Source organism: Bradyrhizobium sp. SHOUNA76, assembly GCF_023006445.1.
Classification (GTDB): Bacteria; Pseudomonadota; Alphaproteobacteria; order Rhizobiales; family Xanthobacteraceae; genus Bradyrhizobium.
This window is the reverse complement of sequence record NZ_JALBHA010000137.1, coordinates 1-12,951: the sequence shown is the minus strand read 5'-3', so window position 1 is coordinate 12,951 and position 12,951 is coordinate 1. Positions and strand designations below refer to the sequence as shown.

Genomic DNA, 12,951 nt, shown 5'->3' with positions numbered 1-12,951 from the left:
AAGCGACGCAGGGCTCAAGCGCGCAGCGCGCCGCGAACACGTCCAAGCCAGCCCGGATGCATTTGATCGACGCGGTGTGCCAGGCTGCGCCGCAGGAAGTGCAGCCGCCGCCGGACGTCCCAGCCGAGATCGTCACGAGACGTCAGCGCCTGACGGAAGCGCGCCATCTTCAGGGACTGCTGGTCCGCCGCGATCTTGTCGCGATCGGAATAGAACTGCGCAATCTTCTCCTGGCCCATACCGGCGGTCATGAGCCATCGCGGCGCATATTCGGTGCAAAGACGATCGACGTCCACCAGCAGGCGCGCGACGCCCGTGCCGGCCGCGGGGCAATTGGTCTGGAACGCATCGCCGATGAGCACGACGCCCGGCTGAAGATGTCCCTCGACGACCGTCAGATCCATCACCCAATTCTGGACCCGGTCGGTGACGCGGAAATCGCCGAGATAGGGTCGCAATCCCGGCAGCAGACGCAAGAGTGTCGCTTCCGGTTCGCGACGCAGCTCGCGCATGATCGGATCGGTCGGGTCGCGGAACATGAAGAGATTGGCCCGCATGCCGGCGCGAACGGGAAACAGGCTGAGATAATCGATGCCGTCTGCCGTGCGCTCGCCGTAGCAGGTCAACGCCTCGAAATCGAACGGGCGACCGTCCTTCCGGGCAATCGTGAAGCCGAACGACACCGAGTGGCGCTCGGCCAGCACGCGCCGCCTGATACCGAGTTTGTAGGCAAGAGCTGCCGCCATGCCCGTGGCCAGAACGACAAGGCGCGCGGTCAGGCGCCGCCCGGAGGCCAGCTCGAGATGCTGGACGCCGTCGCTGCAGCTGATCGCGGTGACCTCGTCGACGATCAGGCTGGATGGATCGGGGAGCTGGCTGCGCGCCATGGCAACGAGGTCGGCATATGGAAATCCATAGGCCTGGCCGACGCTGACATCGACCACCTTGCCTTCCCGGATGTTGAGCACCTGATCATATCGACAAGCGGCCTTCTCGAGCGCATCGAGGAAGCCCAGCTTGCGGAGCATCGCCAATTGATGGCCGCCGATCTTTTCGACCCGGAACTCGTCCGGATGGACCGCCCGCTTGTCGATCAGGGCGATGCGGTGCCCTGCCCGCGCCAGCACGGCCGCCGCGAGCGATCCCGCAAGTCCGCCACCGACGATCGCGATGTCCGCGACGGTTCTCGACGCGCCAGCTGTGGCGTTCGGCTCGGTCACAGTTCTATCCGCCGTCATGATCCAGGCTCCCACGGTCAACCAAAGTCGCACGTGCAATTCTCTGGCCTGATGTCGCATCGCAGGGCCGAACGCGATCATTTCTCGATATCGAGGTTAACGGGGCGGAGAGCCCGTCGACCTGACGATAGCCGGCACGCCTCTTGCTCTGGAATCTCCGTAAATTCCGGTTTCTGGCAGCTCAGTGGCCGATCCCGGCGAGCCAGCCCGCATTCAAACGGCTGATCTCGCCTTCGGTCCGGGCCAGGCCTTGCTTGATTTGAGACAATGAGGACGACGATGTTTCACAGTGAAGCAACCGGAATAGCCGCGATGTCGTCGCCGCCGGCAGGATGCTGCATTCCGCCCATTAACACTCGCGGTTTTTCGGCATGCTAGGTTGCCGCCGATATCGGAACATGTCTCTTCAGGAGAGAGCAGCTCCTTAAAATTCCATGATCGGATCCATCCTCCAGTTCCTGCGGCGTGACGTCACGCGCGGTGTCGTCGGGACCATCCTTCTCAAGGTTGGTAGCGGCGCGCTTGCGTTTGCGTTGTTCTCGCTGGCGGCACGAACGATGTCGCCCGATGGCTTCGGCATCTTTGCGACCTGGCTTTCGGTTGCCCAGATCGCCGCCGTCGTGGGACTGGTCGGCCAGGAATCCTTGCTGGTGCGCTTCCTGAACGAGTATCAGGTCGGCGACAGGCCGGACCTCACCAAAGGTGTCCTCCTGTCGAGCTTCAAGATTGCCTCGGTCGCAATGCTGATCGTGATCGCCGGGATCGCCATCGTGGCGAACATGAGAGGCGATTGGTGGCTGCTCATCCTTGCGGTGTCGGCCTATACGGCCGTGAATGCCGGAGTGATGCTGGGCAGCCAGGTCGCACGCTCGCTCGTCAGCATCCTCATGGGCGAGGGAAATCGCGAGTTCTTCTGGCGGGTCATCGTCGTCCTTTTTCTGCTCGCCATGCTGTTTGGCCATCGGCAACTCGATCCCGCCGAGCTGATCGCGGTGATGACAATTGCCATGTCGGTCGGCCTGGTTGCGCAGATCATTTCGATCGCGCGGGTGCTGCCGGATCTGCGCGGCACGGCGGCGCGCTCCGAAACGTCCCGCTGGCGGTCGAGCGCCCTTCACTTCTGGCTCGCCTCCATCCTTGAAGTCGCAAACCAGTATTTCGACGTCATCCTGGTCTACTGGATGCTGGATCCGGCGACGGCCGGTATCTACTTTGCCGCCTCGCGCCTCGCCAACATCTTCGCCATGGTGTCCGCGGCGTTGTACACTTTCGGCGCGCGCCGGCTTCCCTCGCTGTATTTCAGCAAGAACCATCGGGAGTTCGAGCGAACCTTGCGGTTGATGGCGGAAGTGACCGCGCTTTGCGTGGCCGCCGGGCTCGCCACGGTCTGGATCGGCGGCCCCTATCTCCTCAACCTGTTCGGGCCCCATTTCACCGAGCAGCATTCGGTCTTGATCGTGCTTGCGATCGGAACGGCCATCCAGGCCGCGGGTGGCCCGTCTGCTGCGATCCTGCAGCTGACCGGCCATGAACGGATCTATGTTCCCGTCGTTGCCGCCAACGTCGCGCTGCGGCTCGCGGGATTTCTCATCCTCATTCCCTGGCTCGGCGTGCTCGGCGCGGCGGTCTCGGCCACAGTCTCGCTGGCGCTCGCGACCATCGCCCTGAACGTGCTCTGCCGCCGGCGCACAGGGGTGGACCCTTCGATCCTCGTGCTTTTGCGCTTCAGCGCCATAAAACGCGGCAATTATGCAGTCGGCAGCGCCGACTCCCGTGACTAGGCGTCAAGCGCGCGGTCGCTCAGTGGATCATCGTCACGCGTTGCCGGTACGCCAACCGATTGGTTAACGCGCTGTCTGCGTACCATGCAGGAACCAGCGAAATGACCGCGCGAACAGCGCCGACAGCCGGGCCTCGCATTAACTCCGTTTGTTGCTAGTCGGTGTCCACACCATGGGTGCATGATAGGTACGGTGAAGATTTCGTTTCTCTAGCGGGTCGGGATCCGTGCTCCACTATCAGCCGAACAAGGAATTGGGCGAGACGACCGCGACAGCACCCGCGCGGCCAGACGGCGGCCGACCAAAGCTGCACGTGCTTCTCGCGCAAACCCAGGCCGAGAACGCCGGTGCTCAGGAGATCTCCAGGCTGCTCGGCGCTGGGCTGACCGCGCGCGGCTACCGGGTCACCAATCTGTTCTTCTTCCGCAAGTCGGATTCCTTCGACGAGCCGCCCGATACGCTCTATTGCGCGTCGAGCCGACCGGGCAATCCGGTGGCGCTGCTGCGGATGTTGTGGACGCTCGGCCGTCATATCAGGACGATCAGGCCCGACGCCGTGCTGACGTTCCAGCATTTCGGCAACGTCATCGGTGCCGGCGTGACGCGCCTCGTCAGCCGCGCACCTGTCATCGCCAACCAGGTTTCATCCGCGCTGGCGATGAGCCGGCCGGTCCGCACCGCCGACATCGTCATGGGCAGTGTCGGCTTCTTCGACCGCATCACGCTCAATTCGCAGGACATGGAGCGCGAGTATTCGCGCTACCCCGCGGCTTATCGTTCGCGCATGGTGCATGTGCCGCACGGCTTCGACGACAAGGCGCTGACCCTGTCGAAGGAGGCCGCGCGACAGAAGTTCAACCTGCCGCCGGATCGTGTCCTGCTCGGCTGCGCAGCAAGGCTGCATCCGCACAAGCGGCTCGACATGGCGATACGTTTGCTGCCGGACCAACCGTCCTGGCATCTTGCGCTCGCCGGCCAGGGCGCCGACGAGGCTCGGCTGCGGCAGTTGGCCAGCGACTTGAAGGTATCGGACCGGCTGCACTTGCTCGGGGAAATCCCCCCCAGCCGAATGGCGGATTTTCTCGCCTGCCTGGACGTGTTTGTATTCCCGACGCAGGCGGAAACCTTCGGTCTGGCCGCGGTCGAGGCTGCTAACGCCGGTGTTCCCTCCGTCGTGACCGATCTTCCCGTCTTGCGCGAAGTGTTGTCTTACGAAGGAAAACCGACTGCACTCTTCGTCGATGCCTCCGATCATACGAAGCTCGCGGCAACCGTCTCCAGGCTGCTGATGGACCAGAATCTGAGCGCTGAACTGCGACAAAATGCCAAAGGCCTCAGGTTGCGCTATTCGGTAGATGCCATGGTGGAGGAATACGTTCGAATTCTCAGCCAGGTCACTTGACCTGATACGTTGGAATAGATGGGCTCGACATGATCATCGAGTTTCGCTGTGAACGTGAGCACGCGCGGCGCTGGATGGGCCGCGACATGCTGTCGATCGACGGCCAAAACGTTCCTGTGCAAATCGCGTGGGTGGCAACGGCCGAGCCGCGGCCCGCGGGTCTCAACGCACTGTTCGAGCTCGAACGCATGGTGTTGCACAAGGGCAAGCACAGCGGCGCCAACAGGCTGAACATCGCCCCGGAACGGACGCAGGTTCGCAACCAGACGGCCGACGTGATCGTCGACTTCACCGGCGGCGCGCGCGATCCGAACAGCTCCGCCCGGCTGTATCTCCGTCCGCTGTTCAATGGAGTTGCAGGCGAGAACGCCGCGCTCGCCGCCATTCTGGCCGGCGACCTGCCGGTGATCGACATCGTCAACGAGGTCGACGGTTCGGTCCTCGATCGTGGCCATCCATCCGGAGAAATTGCCGCAGGCCTCAGCGGCGCACTCGAGACCGTCATGGCGCGAACCCTGACCATGGTGGCGGCGATCCTGTCGGGACGGCCGCGCATCGTGCCGCAGTTGGCGCGCCGCGCTGGAAATGGCTCGTACCGCGCGCCCCTAGGCTACGTCACGCGCGGCCTTGCCGTCTCGATCGCCAAGGAGATCTATCGCCTCTGCTGCTATGCCCCGCATTGGCATATCGGATGGCGCTTCAATGACGGCGCGGGCGTCTGGCAGACCGGAGAACTATCGGGCCCAAGCTGGAACGTTCTGGAAGATCCCGGAAACCACTTCTACGCCGATCCTTTCCCCATCACGTGGCAGGGACGAACATTCGTCTTCTTCGAGGATCTCGATCACCGTGTCGGAAAAGGCATCATCTCGGCGATCGAGTTCAGTGACAGTGGACCGGTTGGCGAGGTCGTGCCGGTGCTGGAGGAGCCCTGGCACCTCTCCTATCCATTCCTTATCGAGGACGGTGGCGAGTTGTGGATGATCCCGGAGAGCTCGACTCACGGGGACGTCGCCCTCTACAAATGCGTCCGGTTCCCGGACAAATGGGAGCGACACACGACGCTCCTTTCGGGCCTCGAGCTCGCCGACGTCACGATCACACAGCACAACGGGCTGCATTATCTGTTCGGAGCCTGGCGCGACGGAACCGGCGGCTATTCGGATTCGCTGGCGATCTACTACGCCGATCGCCTGTTGGGCCCGTGGTTGCCCCATGCCAGCAATCCAGTCCTGATCGACCGCGCAAGCACGCGGCCGGCCGGGAATTTCGTCACGCTCCATGACAGATTGTGGCGCCCGATCCAGAACTGCACCGACGGATACGGCGCGGCGCTCGCGCTGGCGGAAGTGGTCGAACTGTCGCCGACCGCCTTCAAGCAGATCGTGCGCCATTCTCTGAGGCCGGGACCGCTATGGCCCGGCAGGAAGCTCCACACCCTGAACCGCTGCGGCCGGCTCGAGGTGATCGACGGATCGCGTGTCCAACCCAAGACCCGCGCCTTCGCGAGCAGACTTCCATCGGCGATTCAGTCTCCGCGCACCAGTTCATCCACGGCCAGTTGACGCCACCGGCGTGATGCAAAGTAGAGCCGCGCTGTCGCTCGCATCGCATCCGAGTGCGCGGGCAAGGACGTGCCCGATCGTTCCCGCCTGCGACGCGGCACCGCGCCAGGCCACGATCTGGTCGGGACGTATCAAAGCGAGATCGGCATCGTAGAGATCGCGCAAGGCTGCCGGCAGCGTGACGAGCTTCAAATCCACCCCGAGGGCGCGGACGGCGTCAGCGACGCCGGAATGAGCCAACGCGGCCTCGCCAAACTGGAGCAGCGTCCATTCGAACCCGAACAGGTCATACAAGGACACGCCGTCGTCCAGCCACGCATGCGGTGCGCGGCCGCCGGGACAGGCGCTGGGAACGTAGACGTTCGCAGCATCAGGCGGCGGCTGGCTGCCATCGGAGACGATGATCGGCGAGCCGTCGTAGCGCCCGCCGAAAGTCACACCGGGGATGTTGAACTCCGCACGGGCGTGCTGCTCGAGATAGACCCCTGCAATCCTTCGCGCCTCGCTGCCCTCGTCCGTGGCGTCTTCGATCTCCGGCGCCGGCGCGAACAGACCAAGGGAATCGGCAAAGCGCCGGGCATAGTCGGTGTTGCGGAGCGCGACCGGACGTCGCTCGATTTCGTAGCTGTCGAGCAGCGTTGCCGGGCTCAGACCCCTAACGACGCTTGCGAGCTTCCAGCCGAGATTGACCGCATCCTCGATCGCGGTGTTGTAGCCGAGCCCGCCGGTCGGCGTGAACAGATGCGCCGCGTCGCCGCCGAGAAAGACCCTGCCCCGTTGCATGCCGTCCGCGACCAGCGCGTGACCGGCGGTCCAGGTCAGGAAGGACAGCACCTCGCAGTCGATCGGCCCACCGCAGGCGCGCTGGAACGCAGCCCTGGCTTCGCTGATCGTGATCGCACTCTCGTCTTCGCCCGGTCGAAGCTGCGTGTGAAATGCGAATTCGTCGCGTCCGTTCACCGAGGCCATGAAGGCGCGGCGGTCGCCGTTGAAGCAATTGTACATCCACGCCCTGGCGTGCGGGATGCTCGCATAGAAGTCTGGCGAACGGAGATAGACCGCCAGCATGCGGCCACCCATGAAATCGCGTTGCGTTCCGGTCTCGCCGCCATAGACGATCCCGAGCGATTGACGAACCATCGAGCGCGGCCCGTCGGCGCCGACGAGGAAGCCGGCGCGAACCTGAAAATGGCTGCCATCATCGAGACATTCGATTTCGCCCACGATGCCGTCATCGCTTTCGGCGTAACTGATCAGCCGGTGGCCATAGTTGAGCTTGATGCCGGCAAGCCGTTCGGCATGGCGGCGCAGCACCGCCTCGACATACTTCTGCGACACCCGGTGCGGCAGCTCCGCCGCGCTCCAGGAGCCTGACATGCCCCTGATGAGCTCGCTGGCGCGCGCCGATGACGGCAACTGAAACCGCGCCAACTCGTAAGCCGCGTAGCGCGTGAAGTACGCAACGTCGGTCGGATAATCGGCGGGCAGTCCTTCGCGCCTGATCTCATCGGCAAATCCCAGCCGCCGATAATGCTCCATCGAGCGCGCCTGCGTCGCATTGGCTTGCGGATTGAACGCGGTGCCCGCCTTTTCGTCGACCAGGATCGCGGACACGCCGCGCCGGCCGAGCTCATTGGCCAGCATCAGCCCGCAGGGTCCCCCGCCCACGATGAGCACCGAGGCTGCTAGACCTGTTTCCAAGACGCTTCTCCCTACCAGCATTATCCTGCATGGTAAGGATACCTGACAATATCGTCAAGTTACCTGACTAACTGGCATCGTCGAGCGTGTCGAACTTCGCGCCGTAGAGCGCCAGCCCCTTCAGGATCGCCTCCATCGCGGCCTTGCCGAGCTCGGCACGCATCTCCTGCTCGGCGACATCGACCGCATCGCGGAAGGCATCGAGCCATTTGTGACCGGCCCGCGTGAACATGACAATGCGCGCACGACGGTCGGTCGGGTCCGCGATGCGATCGACGAGGCCGAGCTCCGCGCATTGATCGACCAGCTCGCCCATCGCCTGCTTGCTCATCGAGGCACGGCGGGCAAGCTCTGTGAGCCTCGTCCCCTCGACGTCGAGATTGCGGGTCAGGCTGACATGCGCAATGCGCGTCTCGTCGTGTCCCCGCTCGCTCATCAATTCGAGCACGCGGCCCTCGAAGCGCCGCACGGCGTTGTTGAGCAGGCGACCGATATTGGCATGCCGCCACGCGGTGCCGGATGAGATGCCGGCTGAGATGCCGGCTGTCTTGGCTTTCACGAGATCTGCTTCCGATTCGACCGATCGAGGTTGCGCAAAGCTAACACAACAGGCGGCCTGGCGCGCTCGGACAGCTGATCAGCGTGTGTTGGCGACTCTGGCGCCACGGACGGCGTGGATCGATACGCCGCCCGTCGTTTCGTGGCTCGATCACTCCCGGCTGCGGACGGCTTACTGGGAGCGATCCGAGGTCCAGCCCTTGTACTGGGCGACATTGTCCCTGGTGACGAGCTTGGACGGCAGCAGCTCGACGGTCGAGGCCGGCTTCTGGCCATTGAGAATGCCGACACCGACCTGCACCGCCCTCCGCGCCATGAAGAACGGGTCCTGCGAAGCCGAGGCCTGGATCTGCGGCGATTGCGGATCTTTCAGCGCCGCTTCGATATCGGGCGCGCCGTCGACCGCAGTGATGACGATGCCGCTGCGGTTCTGCTGGCGAGCCGCAAGATCGGTGCCGATCGCCTGCGGATCGTTGATGGCGAAGATGGCGTCGATCTTCGGGAAGCGGGTCAGATAACCCTGCGCGACGGTGAGGCCGCCCTCGCGCGAGCCTTTGCCGTCCTGGTCGTTGGACAACACCTTGATGCCGGAATTCTTCGAGAACACGTTCTTGCAGCCGACGACACGATCGATCACGGCGGAGACTTGCGGCCCGTTCTCGATGATGACGTCGCCCTTGCCGCCCAGTTTGTCGACGATGTACTGGCACGAGATCTCGCCGGCCTGGACATTGTTCGTGGTCACCGTCGCATCGGCGCCTTCGGCCGCGGTATCGACCGCAACGACGACGATGCCTGCGGCTTGCGCCTTCTTGATCGCCGGCCCGATCGCCTTGGGATCGCCGGGGTTCAACAGGATCAGATCGACACCGGCGGCGATGAAATTGTCGATCTGGGTCACCTGCTTACCGAGATCGTATTCGAAGCCGACCGTCGTGATCTTCACATTGGGATTGGCCTTCTTCGCCTCGAACTCGGCGCCCTTCGACAGCGCGACGAAGAACGGGTTGCCCATCGACCCCAGCGAGACGCCGATCGACTTGAGCTCCTTGGCCGAGGACGGCACGGTGCTAAGAACAAGCGCCGTCGCGGCGCCGGCGAGCATGATCGTCTTCAACATGGACTTCCTCCCTGGTCTGTCTTCGTCCCCGGCACGGCAGACCAGTTGCCGCAGCGGAATCCCGTATCACGCCATGCGCGCCGAACATTAAGTTCTGGCGGAGCCTTCACGTTCTGGCGGAGCCTTGCAGCCGGTAGCGATCGAGCGCTACGGCGCCGATGATCACAAGGCCCTTGATCACATATTGCCAGATGTCGGAGACGCCGACGAGGATCAGACCGTTCGACAGGACGGCGATGATCAGCGCACCGACCAGCGTGCCCCAAATCGAGCCGATGCCGCCGACGAACGAGGTGCCGCCGAGTATCACGGCGGTGATCGCATCGAGCTCGTAGGACTGACCGAGCTGCAGGCCGTTGGCCGCATAGAGCCGCGCCGCCTGCATGGCGCCGCCGAGCCCGGCGAAAAGCCCGGAGATGCCGTAGACGAAGATCAGGACGGCCCAAACCTTGATGCCGGCAAGCCGCGCCGCGCTCTCATTGCCGCCCACCGCATAGATGTGCACGCCAAGTACGGTCCGGCGCAGCACCAGCCACGAGACCAGGATGACGAGCAAGGCAATCACCGAGAGCCACGGGATCGACGCGACGCCGGGGATGAGCGTGAGCGAGCCGTTGCCGATGAAGGCATAGGGAATGGATGGATTGAACACGGTGGTGTCGGCGCCGAGCAGCCGCGCCAGGCCGCGCACGGCGGTGAGAGAGCCGAGCGTGACGATGAACGGCGGCAGGCGGAGCAGCGCAATCAGCGCGCCGTTGACGATACCGAAGCCAAGGCCGGTGAGCACCGCGGCCGGCAGCCACAGCATTCCGAGCTCCGGCAGCTTGGAAAGCGTCAACCCGGCCATCGCGGAGGCCGCCAGGATCGAGCCGACCGAGAGGTCGATGCCGCCGGTGAGGATGACGAAGGTCATGCCTGCGGCGAGCACGGTGTTCACTGCGGCCTGCTGCAGCACGATGCCGAGATTTTGTCCGGTGAAGAAGCGTCCCTCGGACAGGAAATGGAAGCCGATGCAGAGAATCAGCAGCACCGGCAGCATGCCGAGTGCGCTGATCAGCAGCCTCACCCGCTGGCGCTTTGTCTCGGCGGCAGCGCCGTTGGCCGTCGTGGTCGCGGCGGGCTGGGCCTGCGAAGCGCCATTGTCAGGCATCGAGATGCTCCATCCCCGTGGCAAGCGCCATGATGTCTTCTTGTGTCAGTGGCGAATTGGGGCCGCGCGTCACCTCGCCGGCGATGCGTCCGGCACGCATGACGACAACCCGGTCGCAGATGCCGATGATTTCAGGCAGATCGGACGAGATGACGAGGATGGCGGTGCCGGCCTTGGCCAGATTGTCGATGATCGAATAGATCTCCGACTTGGCGCCGACATCGACGCCACGCGTCGGCTCGTCGAGAATCAGCACCTTTGGTGCAATCGCGAGAAGCCGCGACAGCAGCAGCTTCTGCTGATTGCCGCCAGAGAGCCCGCCTGCGGGGACGCCGACATTGGCGGCTCGGATGCTGAGCCCCGCGAAGGCCCTGTCGGCGCGCTCGCGCGCCTTGTCGCGATCCAGGAACCAGCCGAGCTTCGCATCGCGCGCGAGCACCGCGAGGTTGATGTTGTCCAGACATGACATGTCCAGGAACAGGCCGAGCGCCTTGCGGTCCTCGGTCAGATAGGCGATCCCGGCCTCGAGCGCCTCGCCCGGCGTGCGGATCTCGACCGGCCGTCCCTCCAGCTCAAGCCGGCCGGAGGTTTTGGGCAACGCGCCGATCATGAGATGCGCAAGCTCGGTGCGGCCGGCGCCAATCAGACCGGCGAGACCAACCACCTCGCCCGCATGCACGGTGAGCGAGCAACCCTTGACGCGCTGACCATCGGCCATATCGATTGCTGCGAGCACGGGATGCCCCCGCCCCGCCTCCGGATCGTGGTCCTTCTTGTAGAACGATGAGACGTCGCGCCCGACCATCAGCCGCACGATGGTGTCGGCGCGAATGTCCTGCTTGTCGAGCGAGCCGACCAGCCTGCCGTCGCGCAGCACGGTGACGCGGTCGCCGAGCGCGTAGACCTCGTCCATGCGATGCGAGATGTAGATGATGGCAAACCCCTCGGCGCGAAGCTGGCGGATCAGCGCGAACAGCCGCGCGCTCTCGCCGGCCGACAGCGCCGTGGTCGGCTCGTCCATGATCAGGATCTTTGACCTCGCGTGCAGCGCACGCGCGATCTCGACCAGTTGCCGCTGGCCCATGGAAAGATGCGCCACCAGCGTCGATGGCAGGAAGTCTGCGCCCAGCCGTTTCAGGATGGGGCCGACGCCCTCGCGCATCTCGCCGCGCGCCAGCATTCCCGAACGCGAGATCTCGCGTCCCAGATAAATATTCTCGGCGACACTGAGATTGGGGGCGAGCGACAGCTCCTGATAGATGATGGAGATGCCTGCGTTGCGGCCGCCGAGTGGACCTTCAATCCGCACCGGGTGTCCTTCGATGCGGATCTCGCCGCCGGGATCAGGCCTGTAGGCACCGGACAGGATCTTCATCAGCGTCGACTTGCCGGCGCCGTTCTCGCCCATCAAGGCATGCACTTCGCCGGCATGGACCGTGAGATCGACGGCACGCAGCGCCTTGATGCCGAAGAAGGATTTCGAGACCCCGCGCATCTCGAGGATCGGATCGTTCATCGTGCCTCCCGGCGCACAATGCGTTTCCCACCCGCGTCTCGATCGTTCTGTCAGCGCGGTTCACGCATTAAACAAAAGCCCGCAGGCCAGAGCAATACCGAACACGCGAGAATGCAACGTCGAGGCGACGCTAGTGGCGCGGCCGATACAGTTCGCGCCACGCGGGAAGCCGCTCGGCATAAGCATCCGTCAGCCCGGCGTCAGGTTCGAACGTCTCGATGCGCTGCGGCGGTGTGCATACGACATCGATTGCCTCACCGGTGACAGCAAGCCGCCCCAATCTCGCCGCACCGAACGCCGCGCCGGTCTCACCTACGGCGAAGCGATGGACTGGAACATTCAGCACGTTTGCCAGCACCGAGAGCCAGAACGGGGATCGCGATCCACCGCCAATGACATCGGCTTCCGCGATCGCAATGCCGGCACTCGCGAGTGCGTCGCGGCAATCGGCTAGCGCGAAAGCAACGCCTTCGAGCACCGCCTGCACGATCGTCTCGCGATCGGTGCCATGGCTCAACCCATCGAGCATGCCGCGCACGACGGGATCGTCGTGCGGCGTCCGTTCACCCGCGAGATAAGGCAGGAAGCTCACCGGCGACGGCGCCTGCGGGCGCGACCCGAGCGGCGCCAGCAACTCGGCCTCGGTGACGCCGAACAAGCGAGCGATCCAGGCGAGGCAGGAGGCGGCCGAGAGGATCGCGCCGGCCTGAATCCACATGCCGGGAATGGCGTGGCAGAACGTGTGTACGATGCGATCAGGGTTTGCGGCAATCCTGTCGGTCGGTGCCAGCAGGGCACCCGAAGTTCCCAGCGACACGAAGGCGGTTCCCGGCCGGATCGCACCGATGCCGACGGCCCCTGCCGGATTGTCCCCCGCGCCGCCCGCAATGATCGGCTGCCCCGTCATGCCCCAACGCCGG

Annotated in this window: 10 protein-coding genes; 3 read left to right on the top strand and 7 right to left on the bottom strand. The window is 64.4% G+C overall.

Features of this window, described 5'->3' with window-relative positions:
* Positions 1 to 14: 14 nt before the first annotated feature.
* On the bottom strand, positions 15 to 1,238 hold the full coding sequence (locus MOV74_RS16730; RefSeq protein WP_246924477.1) for an NAD(P)/FAD-dependent oxidoreductase: 1,224 nt from the start codon (positions 1,236 to 1,238) through the stop codon (positions 15 to 17).
* 434 nt (positions 1,239 to 1,672) lie between these two features.
* Here MOV74_RS16730 and MOV74_RS16725 point away from each other — a divergent pair, with 434 nt between their 5' ends.
* The 3 genes from MOV74_RS16725 (at position 1,673) to MOV74_RS16715 (ending at position 5,986) form a co-directional block, all read left to right on the top strand.
* Entirely contained in the window at positions 1,673 to 3,019 is a 1,347-nt protein-coding gene (locus MOV74_RS16725; protein ID WP_246924474.1) for a lipopolysaccharide biosynthesis protein, read from the top strand.
* 226 nt (positions 3,020 to 3,245) lie between these two features.
* Positions 3,246 to 4,421, top strand: coding sequence for a glycosyltransferase family 4 protein (locus tag MOV74_RS16720; RefSeq protein WP_246924471.1), 1,176 nt, complete (start codon positions 3,246 to 3,248; stop codon positions 4,419 to 4,421).
* A 29-nt stretch (positions 4,422 to 4,450) separates the two neighbouring features.
* Positions 4,451 to 5,986 (top strand): hypothetical protein, encoded by a 1,536-nt coding sequence (locus MOV74_RS16715; RefSeq protein ID WP_246924469.1) that lies wholly within the window; start codon positions 4,451 to 4,453, stop codon positions 5,984 to 5,986.
* Here the strand turns inward: MOV74_RS16715 and MOV74_RS16710 are convergent.
* The 6 genes from MOV74_RS16710 to MOV74_RS16685 all read right to left on the bottom strand — a co-directional run.
* Entirely contained in the window at positions 5,969 to 7,708 is a 1,740-nt protein-coding gene (locus tag MOV74_RS16710) for an FAD-dependent oxidoreductase (protein ID WP_246924466.1), read from the bottom strand. The genes MOV74_RS16715 and MOV74_RS16710 overlap by 18 nt on opposite strands.
* Before the next feature lie 46 nt (positions 7,709 to 7,754).
* On the bottom strand, positions 7,755 to 8,246 hold the full coding sequence (locus MOV74_RS16705) for a MarR family winged helix-turn-helix transcriptional regulator (RefSeq protein WP_404979153.1): 492 nt from the start codon (positions 8,244 to 8,246) through the stop codon (positions 7,755 to 7,757).
* Positions 8,247 to 8,417: 171 nt separating this feature from the next.
* Positions 8,418 to 9,365 (bottom strand): ABC transporter substrate-binding protein, encoded by a 948-nt coding sequence (locus MOV74_RS16700; protein WP_246924463.1) that lies wholly within the window; start codon positions 9,363 to 9,365, stop codon positions 8,418 to 8,420.
* A 106-nt stretch (positions 9,366 to 9,471) separates the two neighbouring features.
* Positions 9,472 to 10,515, bottom strand: a complete 1,044-nt coding sequence (locus MOV74_RS16695; protein ID WP_246924460.1) for an ABC transporter permease subunit — start codon at positions 10,513 to 10,515, stop codon at positions 9,472 to 9,474.
* Complete coding sequence (locus tag MOV74_RS16690; protein WP_246924457.1) at positions 10,508 to 12,031, bottom strand: sugar ABC transporter ATP-binding protein; 1,524 nt, start codon at positions 12,029 to 12,031, stop codon at positions 10,508 to 10,510. Before MOV74_RS16690 ends, MOV74_RS16695 begins: the two co-directional genes overlap by 8 nt.
* A gap of 130 nt (positions 12,032 to 12,161) precedes the next feature.
* A partial coding sequence (locus tag MOV74_RS16685) for an FGGY-family carbohydrate kinase (protein WP_246924454.1) occupies positions 12,162 to 12,951 on the bottom strand: 790 nt, incomplete at its 5' end.

What these genes read in the sequence shown, in the direction of transcription:
- MOV74_RS16715 (WP_246924469.1), top strand. Translation starts at nt 4,451, where the DNA reads ATGATCATCGAGTTTCGCTGTGAACGTGAGCACGCGCGGCGCTGGATG.
- MOV74_RS16690 (WP_246924457.1), bottom strand. Translation starts at nt 12,031, where the DNA reads ATGAACGATCCGATCCTCGAGATGCGCGGGGTCTCGAAATCCTTCTTC.
- MOV74_RS16710 (WP_246924466.1), bottom strand. Translation starts at nt 7,708, where the DNA reads ATGCTGGTAGGGAGAAGCGTCTTGGAAACAGGTCTAGCAGCCTCGGTG.
- MOV74_RS16695 (WP_246924460.1), bottom strand. Translation starts at nt 10,515, where the DNA reads ATGCCTGACAATGGCGCTTCGCAGGCCCAGCCCGCCGCGACCACGACG.
- MOV74_RS16725 (WP_246924474.1), top strand. Translation starts at nt 1,673, where the DNA reads ATGATCGGATCCATCCTCCAGTTCCTGCGGCGTGACGTCACGCGCGGT.
- MOV74_RS16700 (WP_246924463.1), bottom strand. Translation starts at nt 9,365, where the DNA reads ATGTTGAAGACGATCATGCTCGCCGGCGCCGCGACGGCGCTTGTTCTT.
- MOV74_RS16730 (WP_246924477.1), bottom strand. Translation starts at nt 1,238, where the DNA reads ATGACGGCGGATAGAACTGTGACCGAGCCGAACGCCACAGCTGGCGCG.